We start from the raw sequence: 22,357 nt of genomic DNA, 5'->3' as shown, positions 1-22,357 counted from the left end.
GCGGTAAGGCCTATGCTGTCAAGCTCGACGTCACCGACCTCGCCTCGATCGAGGCGGCGGTGAAAGCGGTGGAGACGAAGACCGGTGGCCTCGATATCCTGATCAACAACGCCGCTCTGTTCGATCTGGCACCGATCGTCGAGATCACCAAGGCAAGCTACGACAAATTGTTTTCCGTCAATGTCGCCGGCACGCTGTTCATGCTGCAGGCGGCTGCTCGCTCGATGATCGCCGCTGGCCGGGGCGGCAGGATCATCAACATGGCGAGCCAGGCCGGGCGACGCGGCGAGGCGCTTGTCGGCGTCTATTGCGCCACCAAGGCCGCTGTCATCTCGCTGACCCAGTCGGCGGGGCTCGACCTCATCAAGCACCGTATCAACGTCAACGCGATTGCCCCTGGTGTCGTCGACGGCGAGCACTGGGATCATGTCGATTCGCTGTTCGCCAAATATGAAAACCGGCCAAGGGGCGAGAAGAAGAAGCTGGTTGGCGAGGCGGTGCCGTACGGCCGCATGGGCACGGCGCAGGACCTTACCGGCATGGCGGTTTTTCTCGCCAGCAGCGACGCCGAATACATCGTCGCCCAGACCTACAATGTCGACGGCGGCCAGTGGATGAGTTGAGGGCGGGGACCGGCCTCTGCTCTCCGTCCCTCCGCGGGGAGCAGAGGCCGACATCAGAGGCCGCATCGACCTCGCAAGATGTGCTCCCCCCTATCCTCTCCGCGTGAAGACCGGGAGAGGGAGTAACGAAGGCCGAAACCCGGCCAAAGGGTAAAACAGATGACCGTGAAACTCTCGTCCTCAAACCTATCCAAGCTGCCCACTGAGGTCGCCGGTCCGAAGTATGACCGCGCAACGCTCAAGGCCGGTATCGTGCATTTCGGCGTCGGCAATTTCCATCGCTCGCATCAGGCCGTCTATCTCGACGATTTGTTCAATTCGGGCATTGGCCACGATTGGGCGTTGGTCGGCGCCGGCGTGTTCGAGGGCGAGAAGATCGGCCGCGCCAAGCTGGAAGAGCAGGACTGGCTGACCACGGTGGTCGAGCAGGACAGCGGCCATATGAGCGCCCGCGTGACCGGCGCCATGATCGACTTCCTGATGCCCGGCGATGCGGCCGGTATCATCGAACGGCTGGCCGACCCGGCGATCAAGATCGTTTCGCTGACCATCACCGAAGGCGGCTACTTCATCGACCCGGCCTCCGGCGTGTTCAACCCGACCCATCCCGACATCGTCGCGGACGCCCAACCGGGCGCCACGCCGAAGACGGTGTTCGGCATCATTCTCGCCGGGCTGGTCCGGCGTCGCGACGAGGGCACCGTGCCGTTCACGGTGATGTCGTGCGACAACATTCCTCACAATGGCCATGTCACCTCCGACGGCGTCATTGGTCTGGCCCGTTTGATCGACGAGGATCTGGCGAACTGGGTCAGCGAGCATGTCGCTTTTCCAAACGGCATGGTCGATCGCATCACGCCGGCCACTACCGACCGCGAACGCGGCATCCTGGCCAAGGACTTTGGCCTCGAAGACAACTGGCCGGTGTTCTGCGAGCCGTTCCGGCAATGGGTGCTGGAAGACCATTTCACCAATGGCCGGCCGCCGCTTGAAAGGGTCGGCGTGCAGTTCGTCAAAGACGTCGCGCCCTACGAACTGATGAAGATCCGCATCCTCAATGGCGGCCACGCGACGATTGCCTATCCGGCCGGCCTGATGGACATCCATTTCGTGCATGAGGCGATGCAGGAGCCGCTGGTGAGCGGGTTTCTGGCCAAGCTCGAACGGGAAGAAATCATCCCGACCGTGCCGCCGGTGCCGGACACGGTTCTGGAAGACTATTACCAACTCATCGAGAGCCGCTTCTCCAATCCCAAGATCGGCGACACGGTGCGCCGGCTCTGCCTCGACGGCTCCAACCGCCAGCCGAAATTCATCATCCCGACCATCGCCGACCGGCTGAAGGCCGGGAAAAGCGTCGCCGGCCTGGCGCTGGAATCGGCGCTTTGGTGCCGCTACTGCTTCGGCACGACCGACAGCGGTGCCGTCATCGAGCCCAACGACCCGAGCTGGGATCGGCTGCAAGCAACGGCAAAGGCGGCAAAGGACGCGCCCGCCGCCTGGCTTGCCATGGAGGACATCTACGGCGATGTCGGCCGAGCGACGGCGTTTGTCGAGGCCTTCGCCCATGCGCTCAACGGGCTGTGGGCAAACGGCACGCGCGCCACGCTGACGCGCTACCTCGCCGGCAAGCTCTGAGAGCCATTCGCCGCCATGACGCCTGAACTGGTCATCTTCGACTGCGATGGCGTGCTGGTCGACAGCGAGGCGCTCTCCGTCTCGGCGCTGCTCGGCATGATCAAACTCGCCGGTGGCAACGTCGGCGAGAATGCCGCCTACGAGCACTTCCTCGGCAAGAGCATGAAAAGCGTGCGCGAGATCCTCGGCCGCGACTTCGGGCTTGAGATCACCGACAGCCACCTAACCGAGATGCGCGTCGAATTGATGCGCAAATTCCGCGAGGAACTGAAGCCAATCGCCGGCGTCAAGGAGATGCTGCCAAGGCTTGGGCTGCCGTTCTGTGTCGCGTCCTCGGGCACGCTCGACCGCATCCGCTACGCGCTCGACGTCACCGGATTGCTTGGGCTGATGGAGCCGCATCTGTTCAGCGCCGCCATGGTGCCGCGCGGCAAGCCGGCGCCTGACCTGTTCTTGCATGCCGCCGCCAGCATGCGAGCCCATCCGCGCAAATGCCTCGTCGTCGAGGACAGCCCGGCCGGCATCACGGCTGCGCGGGCGGCGGGTATGCGCGTGTTTGCCTTCACCGGCGGCTCGCATGCCGGCAACCCGGCCTTGAAAGCGCGGCTTGCGTCGAGTGAGCCGGACTTTATATTCGCTGACATGCTGCAATTGCCCGATCTGATTGCAGGCCTGGGAGCGAGAGTTAGAGCATCTTGACGAAACAGTTTGTTTGCGCGGTCGATGTCGGCACCGGGAGCGCTCGCGCGGGCATTCTCGACACCAGTGGCAGCTTGCTCGGCCGCGCCGAGCGGCCGATCGTCATGAACCAGCCGAAGCCAGACCACGCCGAGCATGATTCGCGCGATATCTGGTCGGCTGTCTGCGCCGCCGTGCGCACTGCCCGCGAAAAGGCCGGCGTCGCACCTGAGGAGATTGTCGGCATTTCCTTCGACGCCACCTGTTCGCTGGTGGTGCGGGGTGTGGATGGCGGCCAGCTCAGTGTCTCGGTCACCGGCGACAGGCGGTGGGACACCATCGTCTGGCTCGACCACCGCGCTATTGCCGAGGCCGACGAATGCACGGCAAGCGGCCACGCCGTGCTCAATTATGTCGGCGGTGTCATGTCGCCGGAAATGGTGACGCCGAAGCTGATGTGGTTGAAGCGCAACCTGCCCAAGACCTGGAATGAAGCCGGCTATTTATTTGACCTCACCGATTTCCTGACATGGCAAGCGACCGGTTCGCTGGCCCGCTCGCAATGCACGCTGACCGCCAAATGGACCTATCTGGCGCATGAAGAAACAGGTTGGCGGCGCGATTTCTTCGCGCTCGTCGGCCTCGACGATCTTTTCGCGCATGGCAATCTACCCGAGAGGGCCAGCTCGGTCGGCACCGATATCGGCCGCCTGACAGCGCAAGCGGCGGCAGAGCTTGGCCTGAGCGAAAACTGCCGGGTCGGCGCCGGCGTTATCGATGCCTATGCCGGCGCGCTCGGCGTGCTCGGCGGCTTTGCCGGCGACGAGAAGGATATCGGCCGCCACCTGGCGCTGATCGCCGGCACGTCGAGCTGCGTGATGGCGATGTCGCCCGATCCACAGCCCTTCGCTGGTGTTTGGGGGCCGTACTATGGCGCGGCACTGCCGAAGCTGTGGCTGTCGGAAGGCGGCCAGTCGGCAACCGGCGCCCTGCTCGACCACATCATCCGCTGGCACGGCGCCGGCGGCGAACCGGATGCCGCCATGCATGCCAAAATCGCCGGGCGTGTCGCCGAACTGCGCGCCTCCGAAGGCGAGAACCTGGCCGCAAGGCTGCATGTGCTGCCGGATTTCCACGGCAATCGTTCGCCGCTCGCCGATCCGCATGCCGTCGGCGTCGTCAGCGGGCTGACGCTGGATTCCTCCTTCGACAGCCTGTGCAAACTCTATTGGCGCACCGCCGTCGGCATCGCGCTCGGCGTGCGCCATGTGCTGGAGGCGCTGAACGAGAATGGCTATTTGATCGACACGCTGCATGTCACAGGCGGTCACACCAAGAACCCGCTGCTGATGGAGCTCTATGCCGACGCCACCGGCTGCACGGTGATCGAGCCGCAGGCCGACGAGGCGGTGCTGCTCGGCACCGGCATGATTGCCGCTACCGCGGCCGGGCTGTTTCCCAACCTCAATGCGGCCTGTCTTGCCATGCAGCAAGGCGGCAGGACGCGCGCGTCGAACCCGAAGTCATCAGGGCGTTTCGACCGCGACTACAAGGTCTTCCTCGAGATGCACCGCCAGCGGCAGATGCTGGACGCGATAAAGTAGACCCTGGGCCGGTCCCTGGCTCAATCCGTTCCTGCTCGTCGTCTCTTGCCTTCATGTCGCGTTTCGTACAAAAGCTGACGCAAACGCCGCGAAACCGAAGGTTTTGCCGTTTGATATGCGGCTTCCGGCTCCTTGCCGACGTGCCGTACCTGGAAAGAGCGGAACAATGTCTGCGATCGAAGCCGGCGCTCGCGCGCCGGAAAATCTTTGGCGTCAGGAAATCAGGGCGACGCTAGCGCTCGCCTGGCCGATGGTGCTGACCAATCTCGGCCAGACCGCGATGACGGCCACCGACGTCATGATGATGGGTCGTCTGGGCCCGGATACGCTGGCCAGCGGCGCGCTTGGCGCCAACCTCTATTTCATGCCGCTGATCTTCGGCCTCGGCCTGATGCTGGCGACCTCGCCGATGATCGCCACCGAGCTTGGCCGCCGCCGCTATTCGGTGCGCGACCTGCGCCGCACCGTGCGCCAGGGCCTGTGGCTGGCGATCCTGATCTCGATTCCGATCTGGCTCGTGCTTTGGCACGGCGAAGCCATTCTGCTGGCGATGGGCCAGGAGCCGGCACTGGCGCATCAGGCCGGCATCTATCTGCGCTGGCTCGAATGGGCGGTGCTGCCCTTCTACGGCTATATCGTGCTGCGCTCATTCATTTCGGCACTGGAACGGCCGGGCTGGGCGCTGGTCATCGTCTTCGTCGCCGTCGCCTGCAACGTCTTCTTCAACTGGGTGTTCATGTTCGGCAATCTCGGCGTGCCGGCCATGGGCATCTCCGGATCGGGCCTTGCGACCTCGCTGTCCAGCACGCTGATGTTCGTCGGCATGGCTGTCGTGGTGATGCTGGAGGAGAAGTTCCGGCGCTACCGTCTGTTCGGGCGTTTCTGGCGCGCCGACTGGCCACGCTTCAAGGGCCTGTTGCGGCTCGGCCTGCCGATTGCCGGCATCCTCGCCTTCGAGGTGACGATCTTCAACGCGGCCGCCCTGCTGATGGGCCTGATCGACGCGGATTCGCTGGCCGCGCATGCCATCGCCATCCAGATCGCCTCGATCAGCTTCATGGTGCCGCTTGGCCTCAACCAGGCGGTGACGGTGCGCGTCGGCCTTGCGCACGGCGCCGGCAATCCGGAAGGCGTTTCGCGCGCCGGCTGGACCGCCTTTGTCATCGGCGTCTCGTTCATGGCGCTGATGGGGCTGGTGATGATCCTTTGGCCGCATCCGCTGATCAGCGCCTTCATCGATCTGGGCAATCCGGCCAATGCCAGGGTGATCGCACTTGCCGTGTCGTTCCTGGCCTTCGCCGCGCTGTTCCAGGTCTTCGACGGCGCGCAGGCGGTGGCCGCCGGCATGCTGCGCGGCCTGCACGATACCAAGGTGCCGATGATCTATGCCGCGATCGGCTATTGGGGCGTCGGCCTGCCGCTCGGCGTGCTGCTCGCCTTCCATTTCGGCCTGCATGGCGTCGGCATCTGGATCGGCCTGTCGTCTGGGCTGGCCGTGGTGGCGGCCCTGCTTCTCGGGCGCTGGCTGCGGCGGGATCGCCTGGCGCCGCCATTGGCGTTGGGACATTGAAAGCGAAACGGCTGGTGCCGGGGCGGCCTTTATGTATGTCCCACATTGTGGCTCACTAACGGCGCCTCCAGAAAATGCCGCGAAACCTTCGCTAAGCGCCATAAGCCGACGCTTAGTCCCGAAGCAATGAACGTCTCAATAGGGGCCGGCAACAGTCTGACCGCTTTAAGCAGCCAATTTGCAAAAGCTGTCCTTGGCCTAGCTTCGGTAGGCGTCGCAGTTTGACCAATGTCGCCGTTGGCTAAGTGGCGTCTTTCACAATTGTGCCGAGCGGCCGTTCAGTTTCGAGCAGATTGCTGCGCGTCCTCCGAAGCCCCAGGCTAGGCGGTGGTGTCCTCCGCGATCCGGCTCAGCAACTCGGCGACATCGTCTGGTGCGGTCACCATGGCGTCGTGTCCTGTCCGCAACTCGTGGTAGTCTTCGATATCAGCGGCTTGCGCGCTCTTTGGCTGGCCAAGTGCTTTGTCGCCGATGCAATTGACGTAGGTCCGCGGCACCTGTGGGAAACTCGCGCTCAGTTTGACCGGCTCCCTGAAGGTGCGGATCGGGTGCGCGGTAAGCCTCGGCATTACCCAGCTTACGTCCTTCTCCTCCTTCAACCCGAGGAATTGCACGGTCGCCGCGCTGGCGGGGATGCGCCAGCCCTCACCCCCGACGCGCGCCTGCTCCTCGAAATAGTCCTTGGCCTGCGCCGATGCACAGTCGTACAGGCACTGGCCGTCGCGGGGGACGATGGCGTCGAGATAGATAACTCGCGCTACCCGGCCGGCCGCCCTGTCCGCGGCTGCCGAGACCACGATTCCGGCGTAACTGTGTCCAACCAGGACAACGTCTCGCAAGTCCTCGGTCTCCAACACACCGAGCACATCGCAAATGTGCGTTTCCAGGTCGATGTCAGGAGAGGCGAGATGTGCTCGCTCACCGAGACCGGTAAGCGTGGGGGTATACAGATCGCTGCCCGGCACCTTCAGTGACTGAGCGAGCTTGCGCCAACACCACCCCCCATGCCATGCGCCGTGCACCATAACAAAGGTTGTCATCGGTCGCCCCGCTTCACCTCCATAGCTGCGGAGATATCCCGCACACACTCTCTACCCCCAAAGCTCGGGACTAGAAAGCTCCGCGCTTCGGCGCGCGTCCGTGCGTTCATGGTTTTCGGGGCCATGGGCGGTACGCCTGACAACGTCTCGTTCTGTGGCGCTCTGCCGACCAACAAGTGCTGCTTTCGAATGTCTGCTATTGGGCGAAGCAATTCTGGATCAAGGCGGCCGACATGAGGCACAATGCAGTCGTGCGCGCTTTCACTTGTGAGCGTCTCCTTGGGTCAGAAGCTGACGAATCCTAACGTCATCAAATGGCCAAAGGAGGCATTCGAACGCTAACCGGAAGCACAGCTTCCTAGCTTGCAGTCGCCGTTGGTGGTGGTCAACACAACATGCCTTCGGCTCAGCGCGCCGGCATCTGCTTTTCGAGTTTGCGCGCGTATTGCGTCAACGGAAAGCACATGACGAAGAAGATCAGCGCCACAAGCCCATAGACCTTGAACGGCTCGAAGGTCGCATTGTTGATGGCGTTGGAGGTCCGCACCAGCTCCTCGAAGCCGATGATCGAGGTCAGCGCCGTCGATTTGATCAGCTGCACCAGGAAGCCGACCGTCGGCGCGCGGGTGATCGAAAAGGCTTGCGGCAGGATGATCAGCCGCAGTTCCTGCAGATAGTGCAGGCCGAGGCTGGCGCCGGCGTCCCATTGGCCCAATGGTAGTGCCGCGACCCCGGAGCGCCAGATTTCGGCGAGATAAGCGCTGGCGAAGAAGGTGAGGCCGAGCACCGCTGCCGTCCATGGCTCGATGCGCAGGCCGAGCATCGGCAGGCCGAAGAACATCAGGAACAGTTGCATCAAGAGCGGCGTCCCCTGGAACAGGGCGATGTAGCCGGAGGCGATGCGCCGGCTCCATTTGTTCTTGGCGATCCTGAAGAACAGGACGATCAGGCCGACGATGCCGCCGCCGATGAAAGCGGCCAGCGACAACAGCACCGTCCAGCGGGCGGCAAGCAACAGGTTGCGCACGATGTCCCAGAAGGTGAATTCGATCATGACACACCAGCCCCCAGGACGCGGCGTCCGCCTGTCACCAGCAGCCGGCGCAGTGCCATCGACAGGACGAGATAGACCATCGTCACGACAAAATAGGTCTCGAAGGAGCGGAAGGTGCGTGCCTGCAGCATGTCGGCCTCGTAGGTCAGCTCGCGCACCGCGATCTGCGACACGACCGCGGACTCCAGCATCATGATGACGATCTGGCTGGTCAGCGCCGGAAAGATCACCTTGAGTGCCTGCGGCAGCACGATCTTGATGAATACCTGGCGTGGCCTCAAGCCCAGTGCCAGGGCTGCTTCCGTCTGCCCGCCAGGCACAGCGTCAAGCCCGGCGCCGACGATCTCGATGGTGTAGGCCGCCATATTGAGCGTCATCGCCAGGATGGCGGCCAGCACCGGATCGAGCCTGATGCCGAGGCTGGGCAGGCCGAAGAAGATGAAGAAGAGCTGCACCAGGAACGGCGTGTTGCGGATGACTTCGACATACCAGGCGATGGCCCGCCTGAGCAGCACCGGGCCGTTTCGGCGTCCGGCGGCGCCCAGGATGCTGAGGACCGTTCCCGCGAGCGTGGTCACGGCGATCAACAGGATCGTCGTGAGTGCTCCGCGCGCGATGTCGCCGACAGCACCCGGAAGCCAGGCAAAGGCCACGGAAACTCAATCCTTGAGGTTGTCGGGGTTGAGCGGCGTCTTCAGCCAGGCTTTCGAGCTTTCGTCCAGCTTGCCGTCCGCCAGCATCTTGGCGACGGCATCGTTGACCGCCTTCTTCAGGCTGTCCTCGTTCTTGTTGAGGCCGATATGCGAAGGCGAGGTCAGAAGCTGGAACTTCTGCTCCGGCTTCAGCGCGTCCTGCTTGGCCAGCACCTGCGCGCCGACATCGTTGCCGACGACCATCAGCTGTGTCTGGCCGGAGATGAAGGCCTGGATCACCGAATTGTAGTTGTCGAAGCGCTTGATGTCGGCCGACGCGGGGGCTGCCTCGGTGAGCGAGGTGTCTTCGAGCGTGCCGCGGTTGACGGCGATCGACTTGTCGGCAAGGTCTTCCTTGCCCTTGACCGCCATCGCGGCCGGACCGATCACCGCGATGTAGTAGGGTGCGTAGGCGGCGGCGAAGTCGATGACCTGCTCACGCTCCTTCGAATAGCCGACGCTCATCAGGATATCGACGCGGTGGTCGTTGAGGTACGGGATGCGGTTCTGGCCCGTGACGGCGACGGGATTGAGCTTCACCTTGAGCGTGTCGGCAATGTATTGCGCGACGTCCATGTCATAGCCCTTGAGGCTCATGTCGGCGCTGGCTGAGGAGAAGGGCGGAAAATCGGCGAAGACGCCGACATTGATGGCGCCGGCTTTGGTGATGTCTGCCAGCGCATCGGCGCTGGCGGCCTGAATTGCGAGGCCGAAACCGGCCGTGCCAAGCATCAGCACGGTGGCAATGGATGTAAATGTCTTGCGGATTGTCATTGTTATTCCCCTGTCTGGACGCGTTGTTCGTTTGGGTCGGCCGTCGGCTCCAGCACGGCGGCCGCCTTTGCTTTTCTGAACGTCAGGCTCCCTTGCCTGTTATCGCCGGGCTGAACACCATCAGGCTCAGTATCTCGAACAGCACCTGTGCGGCGGCATGCGCCGTGTTGGTGGTGGCGTCGTATTGCGGCGCCACCTCGACGACGTCGCCGCCGACGATGTTGAGGCCCTTCATGCCGCGCAGCAGTTCGAGCACTTCGCGCGTCGTCAGCCCGCCGACTTCCGGCGTGCCGGTACCGGGTGCGAAGGCCGGATCGACGCTGTCGATGTCGAAGGAGACATAGGTCGGGCCGTCGCCGACGATCTTGCGCGCCTTCTCGATGATGGCGGGAATGCCGAGGCCGGTCACCTCCTCGGCATGGACCACGGTCATGCCGGACTCGTAGGTGAACTCCCACAGATATTCGGCTGAGCCGCGGATGCCGATCTGGATGGTGCGTGTCGGATCGAGCACGCCGTCAAGCACGGCGTTGCGGAACGGCCCACCATGGTGGAATTTGGTCATGTCGAACAGGCCACTGGTGTCGCAATGGGCATCGATGTGGATCAGGCCAACCGGGGCCTTCTTGCCGACCGCCTTCAGGATCGGATGGCTGATCGAATGGTCGCCGCCGATCGAAAGCGGGATGACGCCGGCATCGACGATCTGGTTGGTGCGGCGCTCGATATCCTCATGGCTGATCTCCAGCCGGTAGCGGCTGCGGAACGGCGTATCGCCGATGTCGGCGACCCTGAGCTCATGCGTCGGCGCGCATTCCAGCACGTGATTGTAGGGACCGATGCGCTCGATGGAGCGCAGAGCGCGCGGCCCGAAACGCGAGCCTGGCCGGTTGGTGACGCCGAGATCCATCGGCACGCCGATCATCGCCACCTGCAAATCGCCGAAATCCGGATTGTCGGCTGATATTTCGCGGTAGGGCGCTGCGAGGAAGGTCGGAATGCCGGAATAGGGCGCCAGCCGCGTGCCGCTCTTGGAAAATATCTTGTCGGCGACCTTGCGGAACTTCGGGTCGAACATTTCGCCGCCATGGCTTTCACCATATTTGCGACGCAACGCGTCGAGCTTGCCGCGATCGTAACCCATCTGCACTCCTCCTGCGGGCTGATGCAGTGCGGCCGTTGGCGATGCCTGGCGAACTGACCGTCATCCGGCCGGGTCGCTGTCCCGCTGGCTGCCTGCAGATTTCACGTCTTGATGCTGTTCCGGCCTCAAGTGTCTGGCAGCGGCATTGAAAAATCAATTGATATTGTTAGGGTGTTTTCTGTGAGAAAATCTCACAATCAACTCTGAGCACGATCTTATCCGAAAACCGGTCTCCACTTTTCGGGATCGTGCTTCAATGGATGCTCATGACCAACCGCCTGCCGCCCCTCAATCCGCTGCGCGCCTTCGAGGCAACGGCCCGGCATGGCTCGCTGACCAAGGCGGCCAGTGAGCTGAATGTCACGCATGGCGCCATCAGCCACCAGATCAAGGCGCTCGAGCACTCGCTCGGCGTCAAGCTTTTCGAGCGGGTCGGCCAGCGGGTCAAGCTGACACCGCACGGCGCCGAACTGCTGCCGGCGGTATCGACCGCCTTCGACAGCATCGCAGCCGCCACCCAGCGCATGACAAGGCCGGCGAGCAGCGGCACTCTTTCAGTCTCCTGCGTGCCCGCGCTGCTGTTGCTGTGGATGACACCGCGGCTCGGCAGTTTCATGGCGCAATATCCCGACATAAGGCTGACACTTATCCCTTCCAACGATCCCAAGGATCTGCGGGCGCCGACCATCGATGTCTGCGTGCATTATGGCGACGGCAGCTGGACCGATTGCTGGATGCGCAAATGGTCGGGCCTCGAACTGTTTCCCGTGGTCAGCCCGACCTTGATCAACAACCGCCCGATCCGCAGCGTCAGGGACCTTGCCGACCATGTCTTCCTGCATGGCGACGACGGCCGCGAATGGCACACCTGGCTGGCGGCCGCCGATGCGCTGGACCTGGAGCGGGGCCGCCGCCATCACCTTGGCGATGCGCGCATGGCGACCGAGGCGGCGGTGCATGGCCATGGCGTGGCGTTGGGCGATTCGGTGACGGCAAGCGCGCTGCTGGCCAGGGGCATGCTGGTGGCGCCGTTCAGCCTGTCGGTGCCGGCGGTCGACGATTTCTATGTCGTCTGCCGCAACGAGATGCGGGCGACGCCGATCGTGCAGGTGTTCATCGACTGGCTGTTTGCCGAGAAGGCCGGGGATGACGGCCGCGCCGACGCACCGGTGGCGGGCCGCATCGTCAGCCGCCGCAAGCGTCCGGCGCTCAGGGTCATCGGCGCGAAGACCGGAAGCTGAGATCGGCCCGTGCTTGCCAGCGACCGTCGGTGATCGTCAATCCATGCAGGGTTTTCTTTTTGTCGGGCCAGCCTGAAACCGGGCAGCGCTTTGGCCAATTCGATGCTATGAGGCCTGTCGCGGTTGTGGATGGCAGGCAGCGAAGGCGGTGTTGAAACATGGCTAAGACCGATATTGCGCGGCGGGTCTACAACCACACCTGGAAGCTCGATCCGATCGTGCGCAGCCTGCTCGATACGGATTTCTACAAGCTTTTGATGCTGCAGATGATCTGGGGCATGTATCCCAAGGTCGACACCACCTTCTCGCTGATCAACCGCACAACTTCGGTGCGCCTTGCCAACGAGATCGATGAGGGCGAACTGCGCGAGCAGCTTGACCATGCCCGCACGTTGCGCTTCTCCAAGAAGGAGATGATCTGGCTCGGCGGCAATAATTTCTACGGCCGCAAGCAGATCTTCGAGCCGGAGTTCCTCGCCTGGCTGGAGAATTTCCGGCTGCCCGAATACGAGCTGTCGAAGCGCGACGGCCAGTATGAGCTGACCTTCAGCGGGCCGTGGATGTACACCACGCTGTGGGAAATCCCGGCGCTGGCGATCATCAACGAATTGCGCTCGCGCGCGGCCATGCGGGCGTTCGGCCCGTTCGCCCTCGATGTGCTCTATGCCCGCGCCAAGGCCAAGATGTGGGCCAAGACCGAGCGGCTGAAGGCGCTGCCCGGCATCCGCATCTCCGATTTCGGCACGCGCCGGCGCCATTCCTTCCTGTGGCAGCGCTGGTGCGTCGAAGCGCTGAAGGAAGGCATCGGCGAGGCGTTCACCGGCACCTCCAACGTGCTTCTGGCGATGGACAACGACCTCGAAGCCCTCGGCACCAACGCGCATGAACTGCCGATGGTGTTCGCCGCCCTCGCCAATTCGGAAAAGGAACTGAAACAGTCACCCTACAAGGTGCTGCAGGACTGGCAGCGCTATTATGGCGGCAATCTGCTGATCGTCTTGCCCGACGCCTTCGGCACCGCCTCCTTCCTGCGCGACGCGCCGGACTGGGTGGCCGACTGGACGGGCTTTCGCCCCGACAGCGCGCCGCCGATCGAAGGCGGCGAAAAAATCCTGTCCTGGTGGCGCGACAAGGGCAAGGATCCCCGGCAGAAGCTGCTGATCTTCTCCGACGGGCTCGAGGTCGAAACCATCGAGGAGACCTACCGCCACTTCAAGGGCAAGGTGCGCATGTCGTTCGGCTGGGGCACGAACCTCACCAATGATTTCGAAGGCTGCGCGCCGACGGAAACCAACAGCCTCGACGCCATATCGCTGGTCTGCAAGGTCACCGAGGCCAATGGCAGGCCGGCGGTGAAGCTTTCCGACAACCCGGCCAAGGCGACGGGTGATGAGAAAGAGATCGAGCGCTATTTGCGGATTTTTGGCGAGAAGGATCGCGTGGAGCAACTGGTCAAGGTGTGAGGGGTGGCCACGCCAGCCAAGATGGCAATCTGGATAGGATGAGTTCCTTGGCGCCCCCCTCTGGCCTGCCGGCCATCTCCCCCACTTGGGGGGAGATCCGCCTTCATCTCCGCTTTCGCCAATTTTCAACATCGCAAGAAAAGCGCCGATCGACCGAACTGCCAATCTCCCCACCTGTGGGGGAGATGTCCGGCAGGACAGAGGGGGGCGTCGTAGAACGCCGCCCTGCGGGAATCCCGCTCATTTGCCTCGTCACTTCGTTGATCCTCCTCCCCACACCCGCCTTGGCCCACGCTTCCGACCGTGGCCACGTCCTGCTGTTACCCACCGGCTACTATCTGGTCGGCGGCGCCTTTGCCGTGGCCATCAGCTTCCTCGTGCTGGCGCTGCTGCCGGCGAATAGGCTCGATCGTTTCTGGCGCCGGTGCCTGCCGCTCTTCGCCTTTGGCGACGCCCTCCGGACAGCGATCAGCCTGATATCCTTTGCCGGCTTTGCAATTCTCATCGCCGCAGGCCTTTTCGGCAGTCGCGATCCGCTCTCCAACCCGCTGCCTCTGGTGATCTGGACCCTGCTATGGGCTGGCATCACCTTGCTGCAGGGCGTCTTCGGCGATCTCTGGTCATGGCTGAACCCCTGGGTTGGCCCGTGGCGTCTCGCCTCGCGCCTGTTCGGTGCAAATGATGAAGGAGGATGGCGTCTACCTCGATGGCTCGGCTGCTGGCCGGCCGTCCTGCTGTTTTTCGCCTTTGCCTGGTTCGAACTCATCGATCCGGCGCCCGACGATCCGGCGCGGCTGGCCTTGGCCGCCGGTCTCTACTGGCTGTTCACCTTCCTGGCCATGCTGGCGTTCGGACATCGGCAATGGAGCAGAAGCGGGGAATTTCTGTCCGTCTTGTTCTCGATGGTGGCACGTTTCGCCATCGTCGAGCGCGACGAGAACGGTCGGCTTGCACTTTGCTGGCCGGGCGCCAAACTGCTCGCCGCGGAGCCGCTGCCGACCAGCGGCATCGCCTTTCTGCTGCTGGCTCTATCGTCGGTCTCCTTCGACGGCCTATCGAAAACCTTTTTCTGGCTTGGCCTGTTCGGCATCAATCCGCTCGAATTTCCCGGCCGCACCGCGATGATCGGCGGCGGCACTTTCGGGCTCGTGTTGACATTCGCGCTGCTGGCGGCTGTGTTCCTGCTTGCCGTCTGGCTCGGCCAGCGTCTCACCGGCAGCGATCACCCCCTCGGCCAGGCTGCAGGCCTGCTGGTCTGGTCGATCGTGCCGATCGCGCTCGCCTACCATGTCGCGCATTATCTGACGGCGCTGCTCGTCGACGGCCAATATGCGCTTGCCGCACTGTCCGATCCGTTCGCACTGGGCTGGAACCTGTTCGGCACCGCCGACATGCAGATCGAGGCCGGCATCGTTGCCGGGGCGGGCTCGGCGTGGTGGCTGTGGAATGTCCAGGCCGGCGCCATCATCCTTGGCCATGTGCTCGCAGTCCTCGTCGCCCACGGCTTCGCCTGGCGGCTGCATCCGCAGCCTGCCTGTGCCGCGCTCAGCCAGTTCCCGCTCACTTTGCTGATGATCGCCTATACGGTCTTCGGCCTCTGGTTGCTTGCCACGCCGACCGTCGGATGAGAAAAGGGCGACCTCAATATCGTTGGGGAAGCTCGCTTGCCACACCAAGGCTTTGGTGATTTAGTTTGTACACATGCAATTTTTTGCGTCCTCTGAGCGAGGATGCCGAAGCCGCCTTATCGTTGGTCAAGACTGAAAAACAGGGGAACGAACATGGCTGACAAGAACGGATTTTTCGACCTCTCCAAGACTGGCCTCACCTCCAAGACTGCCCTCACCCGCCGAACGGCGCTGAAGGGTCTGGCCGCGGGCGCCGGCCTCGCCGTTGCTCCCGGCTTCGTCCGCTATTCCCAGGCGCAGAGTTCGGCGCCGATCAAGATCGGCTTCCAGTCGCACCGCACCGGCATCGGCGCCGCCTATGGCCGCTGGTACGAGAAGACCACGGCCGCCGCGGTCAAGGCGATCAATGCCGCCGGCGGCATCAATGGCCGCCAGGTCGAGGTGATCATCGAGGATGACGGCACCGATCCCGGCCGTGGCGCCGAAGTGGTCGGCAAGTTCGCCACCCAGCACAAGACCGACATCGTCTTCGGCACGCTGTTCTCGCATGTCGTTATCGGCTCGGCGCCCGCGGCCGGCGAAAACAAGATGCCCTATTTCGTCGTCAGCGAAGGCCACCATGTCGCCTCGACCAAGCTGAACCGTTATGTCTTCCAGCCCGGCATCACCGACGTGAAGAGCCAGATCCAGTCGATGGCGCCGTGGATCGCGGCCAATGCAGGCAAGAAGGTGACGCAGATCTTCCCCGATTTCGCCTTCGGCTACGATCATCGCGACTACCTGCCGCCGGCACTGAAGGCGCAAGGCGCCGATGTCATCGCGCAGATCGCCATCCCGCCGACGGAATCGTCCTTCACCAAATACTTCCCGCAGATCCCGGCCGAGACCGATGTGATCTACCACGTCATGGTCGGCCCGGCCGTGCTTACCTTCGTCAAGGAGCTCGGCGAGTTCTACGGCTCCAACCGGCCGCAGCTGTTCGGCTTCATCGATTCGCTCGAAGCCACCGATATCAACAGCCCCGGGCTGGAGTTCCTCGATGGCAGCCATTTCTGGGAAGGCTCGCCGCGCTACGCGCAGGCCGATGATTCCGAGGCGCAAAAGGCCTACCGCGCCGCCGTCGGCATCGACGACAATGGCGCCGCCGTCGGCGACCCCAAGGACGTCTCCACCGCCGCCCATATGTTCGGCTGCTGGGAAACGCTCTACGTCGTCAAAAAGGCGATGGAAGACGCCGGCTACAAGGGACCGGAAGACCGCGCCAAGCTGGTCGAGGCGACCGAAGCCCTGACTGCATTCGCGGAAGGTCCCGAGCATCCGCAGGGACCAAAGACCTTCAACGGCAAGATCCACCAGTGCTTTGGCATCCAGAACATCTCCAAGGTCGAAGGCGGCAAGCTCAAGGTCGTGCACAAGACCAAGATCGAGGATGGTCTTTACGAGGCTGAAGGGGATTATACGACGCAGGCGCTGTGAGGCGCCTTACCCTCCCCCTTGTGGGGAGGGTCGGCGAATAGGCTTCGCATTTTTGCGAAGCCTATGAGACGGGGTGGGGGTCGTGACGGCCCATGCCCCACCCCCCACCCGACCGCTTCGCGGTCACCCTCCCCACGAGGGGGAGGGTAAGGGCGCCCTGAATGCACTTCGGTCCCCATCTCCTCCTCGCGGCCCTCGAAGGCCTCGTCACCTCAGCGGTGCTGGCGCTGACGGCGCTTGGGCTGTCGCTGGTGTTCGGCGTCATGCGGGTGGTCAATGTCGCGCATGGCGAGTTCTTCATGCTCGGCGCCGTGCTCGCCTGGGCGATCACCACGGCGATCGGCGGCCATCCGGCGCTCGGCTTCCTGGCGGCGCTGGTGATTGCGCCGTTGATCGTCGGCGCCATTGCGCTGGTCGCCGAGCGGCTGGTGCTGCGCCGGCTCAACTACAATCCGGAAGCCACCATCGTCGCCACGATCGGCATGCTCTACATCATCCAGCAGCTGGCGCTGACCTTCTACGGTCCGGAGGCGCGGCCAGTCGAGCCGCCGTTCAGCTACCGCATCCTTTTGCCGTGGTTCGGTTACTCCGGCTACAAACTGTCTGTTATCGCCGCTTCGGCGCTACTGCTGATCGCGACATGGCTGGTGCTGACGCGCACCAGGATCGGTCTCATCATGCGCGCCACGCAGTATGACAGCGAGACGGCGCAGGCCTTCGGCATCCCCGTCGGCCGTGTCTATGGCGGCGTCTTCGCGCTCGGCGCAATGCTGGCGGCCATTGCCGCAGTGCTGATCGTGCCGATCAGCCAGGCGCATTATTTGATGGGGCAGGACCCGCTGCTGCTCTCCTTCATCGTCGTCATCATCGGCGGCCTCGGCTCGCTGCGCGGCACGGTCGTCGCCGCCGTGCTGATCGGCCTGTCGGACGGCATCATCTCGATGTTCTTCTCGCCGACTTTGGCCAAGATCATCGCCACGCTGCTCGTTGCCATGGTGCTGGTGTTCCGCCCGCAAGGCCTGTTCGGGACGGCATCGCGATGAGCGAAGCTTCGCCGGCAAAGGCCTATACCCTGCATCTCGGCGTCATCGCGCTGCTCTTCGTGCTGAGCTTCCTGCTGCCGGAGTATTATCACGGCCTGCTTGCCCGCATCATGGTGCTGGCGGTTTTTGCCATGGGCTACAACATGCTGTTCGGCTATGTCGGCCTGCTCAGCCTCGGCCACGCCATGTTCTTCGCCGCCGGGCTCTATGGTGCTGGCCTTGCCGTCATCCAGCTTGGCTGGAGCGTCCCTCTGGCCTTCCTCGGCGGAGTTGCCTGCGGCGCTGTCCTGGCGCTGGTGATCGGCCTGCTGGCGCTGCGCACCACGGGTGTCGCCTTCATGATCGTCACCATGATGTTCGCCCAGGTCTTTTACCTGCTCATCCTCTATTTTGCGACGTGGACCGGCGGCGACCAGGGCATGGTCGTGCCGCAGCCAGCGCGGGTGCTCAGCCTCGGCGCGACATCGCTCGAGCTCACCAATCCAACCGTGCGTTACATGACGGCGCTGGGGCTGTTTTCGATCGTGCTGCTCATCACATCAGCCATCGTCCGCTCCAGATATGGCCGCGTGCTAGTCGCCATCCGCGAGAACGAGGAGCGGACGAAGATGCTCGGCTATGATACCTTCTCCAACAAGCTCGCCGCCGTCGTTGTCTCCGGCACCATCTGCGCGGCCTCGGGCGCCGCCTATGCGCTGCTGTTCGGCTATGTCGGATCGAGCTTCGCTTCGGTGCAGTATTCGATCCTGCCGCTGCTCTGGGTGCTGCTCGGGGGTGCTGCCACAACGCTTGGGCCGCTGATCGGCACGCTGTTCATGTACTATGTCATCGACATCACCAGCGGCTACACCTCGGCCTATCTGCTGATCGTCGGCATCGCGCTCATCCTTTTGGTGCTGTTCTTCCCCAAAGGCATTCTGGGCAGCATCCGCCAGCGCTGGCTTGGGTGGCTGCCATGATGCCGCTTTTGACCACCAAGGGCCTGTCGCGCAACTTCGGTGGCCTGCGTGCTGTCGACGGCGTCGACTTCGCCCTGATGCCGGGAGAGATCCGCGCCGTCATCGGCCCCAACGGGGCGGGAAAAACCACCTTCGTCAGCCTGGTCAGCGGCCGCATCCAGCCGTCATCGGGGATGATCGTCTTTGACGGTGCCGACATCACCGGCCTGCCGGCCTATATCCGGGTGCGCCAGGGCATCGCCTACACGTTCCAGATCACCAGCGTCTTTGCCAATCTCTCCGCCTACGACAATGTCGCGCTGCCGGTGCAGCGGACATTGAGCGATGGCCGTTCGAAGGGCGCGGTGCGGACAGGTGTGATGGCGGCGCTCGAACGCACCGGCTTGGCCGATCGTGCCCACATGCCGGCCGGGCAATTGTCCTACGGCCATCAACGCCTGCTGGAAGTGGCGATGGGCCTGGCGCTGAAGCCGCGTTTGCTGATCCTCGACGAGCCGACGCAAGGCCTGGCCGACAGCGAGATCGACAATTTCATCACCCTGGTGCGCGAGATCGCCAAAAACGCCACCGTGCTTCTGATCGAGCACAACATGCCGGTCGTCATGCAACTCGCCGACCGCATCACCGTTTTCAATGCCGGCAAGATCCTGGCTGAAGGCACGCCCGAAGCGATCCGCGACAACGCGGCGGTGCAGGAAGCCTATCTGGGGACCGCCCCATGACCGAAACAAGCCAGGCCGGGGCGAAGTCTCAAGCACTGACCATTTCGGGGCTGGACTGTTTCTATGGCGAGGTCCAGGTGCTTTATGGGCTCGACCTGGTGCTGAACAAAGGCGAGGTGCTGTGCCTGTTCGGCCGCAATGGCGCCGGCAAGACGACGACGCTCAAAGCCATAATGGGGCTGGTTCCCTCAAGCGCCGGCTCGATCAAACTGGCTGGCCAAGAGTTGACCGGGCTGCCGGCGCACGAGGTGCCCAAGGCAGGCGTCGCCTATGTGCCGCAAGGCAGGCGGCTGTTCGCTGAAATGACGGTGGCGGAGAACATCGAGATCGGCCTGATGGCGCGAGGCAAGGGCAAGGCGACGCGGGAGGCCGTGCTCGATCTCTTCCCGCTGCTGCGCCAGCGGCTCAGGCAACGCTCCGGTACGCTGTCCGGCGGCGAACAGCAGATGCTGGCGATGGCGCGTGCACTCTGCCTCGAGCCGCAGGTGCTGTTGCTCGACGAGCCGACCGAAGGGCTGATGCCGTCAATGATCGCCAAGATCCGCGAGACGGTGTCGAAGCTGCGCGACATGGGTGTTTCGACCATTTTGGTCGAACAGCGTGTCGATGCGGTGCTTTCGGTCGCCGACCGCGTTGCGTTCATCGAAAACGGCCGCAATCGCGAGACGGTCGATGTCGAGGAATTGCGCGCCGACCCGTCGGCGGTTCGCCGTTATGTCGGCGTGGGCTGATCACCCAAAGAACAGAAAGCCCGCAACCAGAAATATCGGGATCAGCACCAGGCCCGACCATGCCATATAGCCGAAAAAGCCCGGCATCTTCACGCCGCGATGTCGGGCGATGGCGTAGACCATGAAGTTCGGTGCATTGCCGATATAGGTGTTGGCGCCCATGAACACCGCGCCCGCCGAGATCGCGGCAAGCGTCGAAGCGAATTCCGTCATCAGATGCCTTGGGTCGCCGCCGGCAAGCTCGAAGAACACGAGATAGGTCGGCGCATTGTCGAGGAAGGATGACAGCGCACCGGTCAGCCAGAAATAGGCGATATCGTTGGGCGCGCCCGAGGGCGAAGTGACGAGGGCGACCAATGGCGCCAGCGCGCCATCATGTCCGGCCCTTAGGATGGCGATGACCGGCACGATGCAGATGAAGATGCCGGCAAACAATTTCGCCACCTCCGATATCGGACCCCAGTTGAAGCCGTTGGCTTCCCGGTGGCTCTTGTAGGAGAGGGGAAGCGACAGCATGGCCAGCGCCAGGATGATGGCGTCGCGCACCAGATTCTGCAGTTCGAGACTGACGCCGAACACGGAAAAGCTCACGCCCGGCTTCCAGGCCGCCGACAGCAGGATGGCGCCGATCACACCCGCCAGCAGCGGAAGGTTGGCCAAGCCGCGCAGACGCACCGTCTTGTCCGGCGTCGGATCCTTGATCTTCGGCGCGCCAGCCTCGCGCCGATGCAGGATGATGTCGATGCCTAAGAAGACGGCCAGCACGACGACGACAACGAACAGCGTCTCGCGCCAGAGGTTCGTCGTCGTCCAGAAGAAGTCGACGCCGCGCAGGAAGCCGACGAACAGCGGCGGATCGCCAAGCGGCGTCAGCGAGCCGCCGATGTTGGACACCAGGAAAATGAAGAAGATCACGACATGGGCGTTGAACGGCCTGTTATCGTTGGCGCGCAGGATCGGCCGGATCAGGATCATCGAGGCGCCGGTCGTGCCGATGACCGAGGCGAGAATAGCGCCGACCAGCAGCAGCCCGGCATTGACCAGCGGCGTGCCGTGGATGTTGCCGGAAAGCAGGATGCCGCCTGAAATCGTATAGAGCGCAAACAGCAGGACGATGAACGACATGTATTCGGTGAGCAGCGCATGCAGCACAGCTTCGGTCGCCGAGGGGATGCCGAAGGCAAGCGCCAGCGGCACGATCACCAGCGCCGCCCACAGGGCCGTGATCTTGCCGTAGTGGTGTTCCCAGACATGGTGGAACAGCAGCGGACCGGTGGCGATCGACAACAGCAGCCCGGCGAAGGGCAGCGCCCACCACAGCGACATCACAGCACCGGGCAGACCGTGGTCTTCGGCGGCAAAGGCCTGTGCCGGAAGCAGGGTGGCGAGAGCCATAACGCATGCCGCCCGCAGGGGGATCAGATATAAAAAAGGCCCCCTCATCCGGCCGCTACGCGGCCACCTTCTCCCCGAGGGGAGAAGAGACTTGGCGCCGATGCTCGCCATCTCCTCTCCCCTCGGGGAGAGGTCGGATTGCCCCGAATTGCTCTTCGCAATTCGGTTGGAAATCCGGGTGAGGGGGTTCTTTCTCAAGGGCCGGTTCAATCCGACAAATGGTCTTCGAGCGTCACGCCGGCGTCGCGCATGCGCTGCAGCATGGCTTCGAGCGAACCGTTGAGATCGATGCCACGGCAGGCATCGAGCCGGACCGTGGTTTTGAAGCCCTGGCTGACTGCGTCCAGCGCTGAGAAGCCGACGCAGAAATCGGTCGCCAGGCCGACCAGGGTCAGCGTGTCGATGCCGCGCTCCCGGAGGTAGCCTGCAAGGCCGGTCTGCGTCGTGCGGTCGTTCTCGAAGAAGGCCGAATAGCTGTCGATATCAGGCCGAAACCCCTTGCGGATGACGAGTTCAGCTTTGGTCCAGGCGAGCCCGGAATGGAAATCCGAGCCCAGGCTGCCCTGGATGCAATGGTCCGGCCACAGCGTCTGCTGGCCATAGGGCATTTCGATCATCGTGAAAGGCTGCGCGCCCGGATGGCTGGAGGCAAAGCTGGAATGTCCGGCGGGATGCCAGTCCTGCGTTAGCACGACATGGTCGGTTCGCCGGATCAGGTCATTGACCAACGGCACGATCTCGTCGCCGCCGGCAACCGCCAGCGCACCGCCCGGACAAAAGTCGTTCTGCAGGTCGATGACAACAAGCGCTTCGTCGGCCATGCGGCTTCCTTCTCTCTGTCTCGATGCCGCTGCCGCGACCGGAGGCAGAAACTTGACCAGA

The 22,357-nt window shown here is 63.4% G+C and carries 20 protein-coding genes; 13 read left to right on the top strand and 7 right to left on the bottom strand.

Annotation, left to right across the window (positions count from 1 at the left end):
- The 5 genes from EN993_RS05655 to EN993_RS05635 all read left to right on the top strand — a co-directional run.
- A partial coding sequence (locus EN993_RS05655; RefSeq protein WP_127262606.1) for an L-iditol 2-dehydrogenase occupies positions 1-623 on the top strand: 623 nt, incomplete at its 5' end.
- A 159-nt stretch (positions 624-782) separates the two neighbouring features.
- Positions 783-2,261: a mannitol dehydrogenase family protein gene (locus EN993_RS05650; protein ID WP_127262605.1), complete on the top strand. Its 1,479-nt coding sequence runs from the start codon at positions 783-785 to the stop codon at positions 2,259-2,261.
- A 15-nt stretch (positions 2,262-2,276) separates the two neighbouring features.
- Positions 2,277-2,960 (top strand): HAD family hydrolase, encoded by a 684-nt coding sequence (locus EN993_RS05645; protein WP_127262604.1) that lies wholly within the window; start codon positions 2,277-2,279, stop codon positions 2,958-2,960.
- On the top strand, positions 2,957-4,543 hold the full coding sequence (locus EN993_RS05640; protein ID WP_109667174.1) for an FGGY-family carbohydrate kinase: 1,587 nt from the start codon (positions 2,957-2,959) through the stop codon (positions 4,541-4,543). Before EN993_RS05645 ends, EN993_RS05640 begins: the two co-directional genes overlap by 4 nt.
- 166 nt (positions 4,544-4,709) lie before the next feature.
- Positions 4,710-6,113 (top strand): MATE family efflux transporter, encoded by a 1,404-nt coding sequence (locus EN993_RS05635; protein WP_127262603.1) that lies wholly within the window; start codon positions 4,710-4,712, stop codon positions 6,111-6,113.
- A gap of 320 nt (positions 6,114-6,433) precedes the next feature.
- Here EN993_RS05635 and EN993_RS05630 read toward each other — a convergent pair whose 3' ends face one another.
- The 5 genes from EN993_RS05630 to speB form a co-directional block, all read right to left on the bottom strand.
- Positions 6,434-7,153 carry an alpha/beta fold hydrolase gene (locus EN993_RS05630; RefSeq protein WP_127262602.1) on the bottom strand — a complete coding sequence of 240 codons (720 nt, stop codon included), beginning with the start codon at positions 7,151-7,153 and terminating at the stop codon, positions 6,434-6,436.
- 406 nt (positions 7,154-7,559) lie between these two features.
- On the bottom strand, positions 7,560-8,207 hold the full coding sequence (locus EN993_RS05625) for an amino acid ABC transporter permease (RefSeq protein ID WP_109667181.1): 648 nt from the start codon (positions 8,205-8,207) through the stop codon (positions 7,560-7,562).
- Entirely contained in the window at positions 8,204-8,860 is a 657-nt protein-coding gene (locus tag EN993_RS05620; protein ID WP_126067188.1) for an amino acid ABC transporter permease, read from the bottom strand. Before EN993_RS05620 ends, EN993_RS05625 begins: the two co-directional genes overlap by 4 nt.
- Positions 8,861-8,866: 6 nt before the next feature.
- On the bottom strand, positions 8,867-9,673 hold the full coding sequence (locus EN993_RS05615) for a transporter substrate-binding domain-containing protein (protein WP_126067187.1): 807 nt from the start codon (positions 9,671-9,673) through the stop codon (positions 8,867-8,869).
- An 82-nt stretch (positions 9,674-9,755) separates the two neighbouring features.
- Positions 9,756-10,817, bottom strand: a complete 1,062-nt coding sequence (gene speB, locus EN993_RS05610; protein WP_127262601.1) for an agmatinase — start codon at positions 10,815-10,817, stop codon at positions 9,756-9,758.
- Positions 10,818-11,083: 266 nt separating this feature from the next.
- Between speB and gcvA the strand changes: the two genes are divergently transcribed.
- The 8 genes from gcvA (at position 11,084) to EN993_RS05570 (ending at position 20,080) form a co-directional block, all read left to right on the top strand.
- A complete protein-coding gene (gene gcvA, locus EN993_RS05605; protein ID WP_127262600.1) occupies positions 11,084-12,058 on the top strand; it encodes a transcriptional regulator GcvA in 975 nt (324 codons plus the stop codon).
- A 158-nt stretch (positions 12,059-12,216) separates the two neighbouring features.
- Entirely contained in the window at positions 12,217-13,521 is a 1,305-nt protein-coding gene (pncB, locus tag EN993_RS05600) for a nicotinate phosphoribosyltransferase (protein WP_127262599.1), read from the top strand.
- Between the two features lie 185 nt (positions 13,522-13,706).
- Complete coding sequence (locus tag EN993_RS05595) at positions 13,707-15,149, top strand: hypothetical protein (RefSeq protein ID WP_127262598.1); 1,443 nt, start codon at positions 13,707-13,709, stop codon at positions 15,147-15,149.
- Between the two features lie 153 nt (positions 15,150-15,302).
- Positions 15,303-16,625 (top strand): ABC transporter substrate-binding protein, encoded by a 1,323-nt coding sequence (locus EN993_RS05590; protein ID WP_127262597.1) that lies wholly within the window; start codon positions 15,303-15,305, stop codon positions 16,623-16,625.
- A gap of 161 nt (positions 16,626-16,786) precedes the next feature.
- Entirely contained in the window at positions 16,787-17,668 is an 882-nt protein-coding gene (locus EN993_RS05585; RefSeq protein WP_109667201.1) for a branched-chain amino acid ABC transporter permease, read from the top strand.
- Positions 17,665-18,627, top strand: a complete 963-nt coding sequence (locus tag EN993_RS05580) for a branched-chain amino acid ABC transporter permease (protein WP_109667204.1) — start codon at positions 17,665-17,667, stop codon at positions 18,625-18,627. Before EN993_RS05585 ends, EN993_RS05580 begins: the two co-directional genes overlap by 4 nt.
- Positions 18,624-19,349, top strand: a complete 726-nt coding sequence (locus tag EN993_RS05575) for an ABC transporter ATP-binding protein (protein WP_127262596.1) — start codon at positions 18,624-18,626, stop codon at positions 19,347-19,349. The genes EN993_RS05580 and EN993_RS05575 overlap by 4 nt, the downstream gene beginning before the upstream one ends.
- Positions 19,346-20,080 (top strand): ABC transporter ATP-binding protein, encoded by a 735-nt coding sequence (locus EN993_RS05570; protein WP_127262595.1) that lies wholly within the window; start codon positions 19,346-19,348, stop codon positions 20,078-20,080. Before EN993_RS05575 ends, EN993_RS05570 begins: the two co-directional genes overlap by 4 nt.
- Here the strand turns inward: EN993_RS05570 and EN993_RS05565 are convergent, their stop codons facing one another.
- Together EN993_RS05565 and pncA are read right to left on the bottom strand one after the other, a co-directional pair.
- Positions 20,081-21,475, bottom strand: coding sequence for a sodium:proton antiporter (locus EN993_RS05565; protein ID WP_164757550.1), 1,395 nt, complete (start codon positions 21,473-21,475; stop codon positions 20,081-20,083).
- A 206-nt stretch (positions 21,476-21,681) separates the two neighbouring features.
- On the bottom strand, positions 21,682-22,296 hold the full coding sequence (gene pncA / locus EN993_RS05560; RefSeq protein ID WP_109667757.1) for a bifunctional nicotinamidase/pyrazinamidase: 615 nt from the start codon (positions 22,294-22,296) through the stop codon (positions 21,682-21,684).
- Positions 22,297-22,357 lie beyond the last annotated feature (61 nt).

The organism is Mesorhizobium sp. M7D.F.Ca.US.004.01.2.1 (genome assembly GCF_003997785.1).
GTDB lineage: Bacteria > Pseudomonadota > Alphaproteobacteria > Rhizobiales > Rhizobiaceae > Mesorhizobium > Mesorhizobium loti.
This window is presented reverse-complemented; position numbering and strand designations above follow the sequence as displayed.

Coding starts and splice junctions, on each gene's coding strand:
- EN993_RS05650 (WP_127262605.1), top strand. CDS start 783: ATGACCGTGAAACTCTCGTCCTCAAACCTATCCAAGCTGCCCACTGAG.
- EN993_RS05645 (WP_127262604.1), top strand. CDS start 2,277: ATGACGCCTGAACTGGTCATCTTCGACTGCGATGGCGTGCTGGTCGAC.
- EN993_RS05635 (WP_127262603.1), top strand. CDS start 4,710: ATGTCTGCGATCGAAGCCGGCGCTCGCGCGCCGGAAAATCTTTGGCGT.
- EN993_RS05630 (WP_127262602.1), bottom strand. CDS start 7,153: ATGACAACCTTTGTTATGGTGCACGGCGCATGGCATGGGGGGTGGTGT.
- EN993_RS05625 (WP_109667181.1), bottom strand. CDS start 8,207: ATGATCGAATTCACCTTCTGGGACATCGTGCGCAACCTGTTGCTTGCC.
- EN993_RS05615 (WP_126067187.1), bottom strand. CDS start 9,673: ATGACAATCCGCAAGACATTTACATCCATTGCCACCGTGCTGATGCTT.
- speB (WP_127262601.1), bottom strand. CDS start 10,817: ATGGGTTACGATCGCGGCAAGCTCGACGCGTTGCGTCGCAAATATGGT.
- gcvA (WP_127262600.1), top strand. CDS start 11,084: ATGACCAACCGCCTGCCGCCCCTCAATCCGCTGCGCGCCTTCGAGGCA.
- pncB (WP_127262599.1), top strand. CDS start 12,217: ATGGCTAAGACCGATATTGCGCGGCGGGTCTACAACCACACCTGGAAG.
- EN993_RS05595 (WP_127262598.1), top strand. CDS start 13,707: ATGTCCGGCAGGACAGAGGGGGGCGTCGTAGAACGCCGCCCTGCGGGA.
- EN993_RS05590 (WP_127262597.1), top strand. CDS start 15,303: ATGGCTGACAAGAACGGATTTTTCGACCTCTCCAAGACTGGCCTCACC.
- EN993_RS05585 (WP_109667201.1), top strand. CDS start 16,787: ATGCACTTCGGTCCCCATCTCCTCCTCGCGGCCCTCGAAGGCCTCGTC.
- EN993_RS05580 (WP_109667204.1), top strand. CDS start 17,665: ATGAGCGAAGCTTCGCCGGCAAAGGCCTATACCCTGCATCTCGGCGTC.
- EN993_RS05575 (WP_127262596.1), top strand. CDS start 18,624: ATGATGCCGCTTTTGACCACCAAGGGCCTGTCGCGCAACTTCGGTGGC.
- EN993_RS05570 (WP_127262595.1), top strand. CDS start 19,346: ATGACCGAAACAAGCCAGGCCGGGGCGAAGTCTCAAGCACTGACCATT.
- EN993_RS05565 (WP_164757550.1), bottom strand. CDS start 21,475: ATGGCTCTCGCCACCCTGCTTCCGGCACAGGCCTTTGCCGCCGAAGAC.
- pncA (WP_109667757.1), bottom strand. CDS start 22,296: ATGGCCGACGAAGCGCTTGTTGTCATCGACCTGCAGAACGACTTTTGT.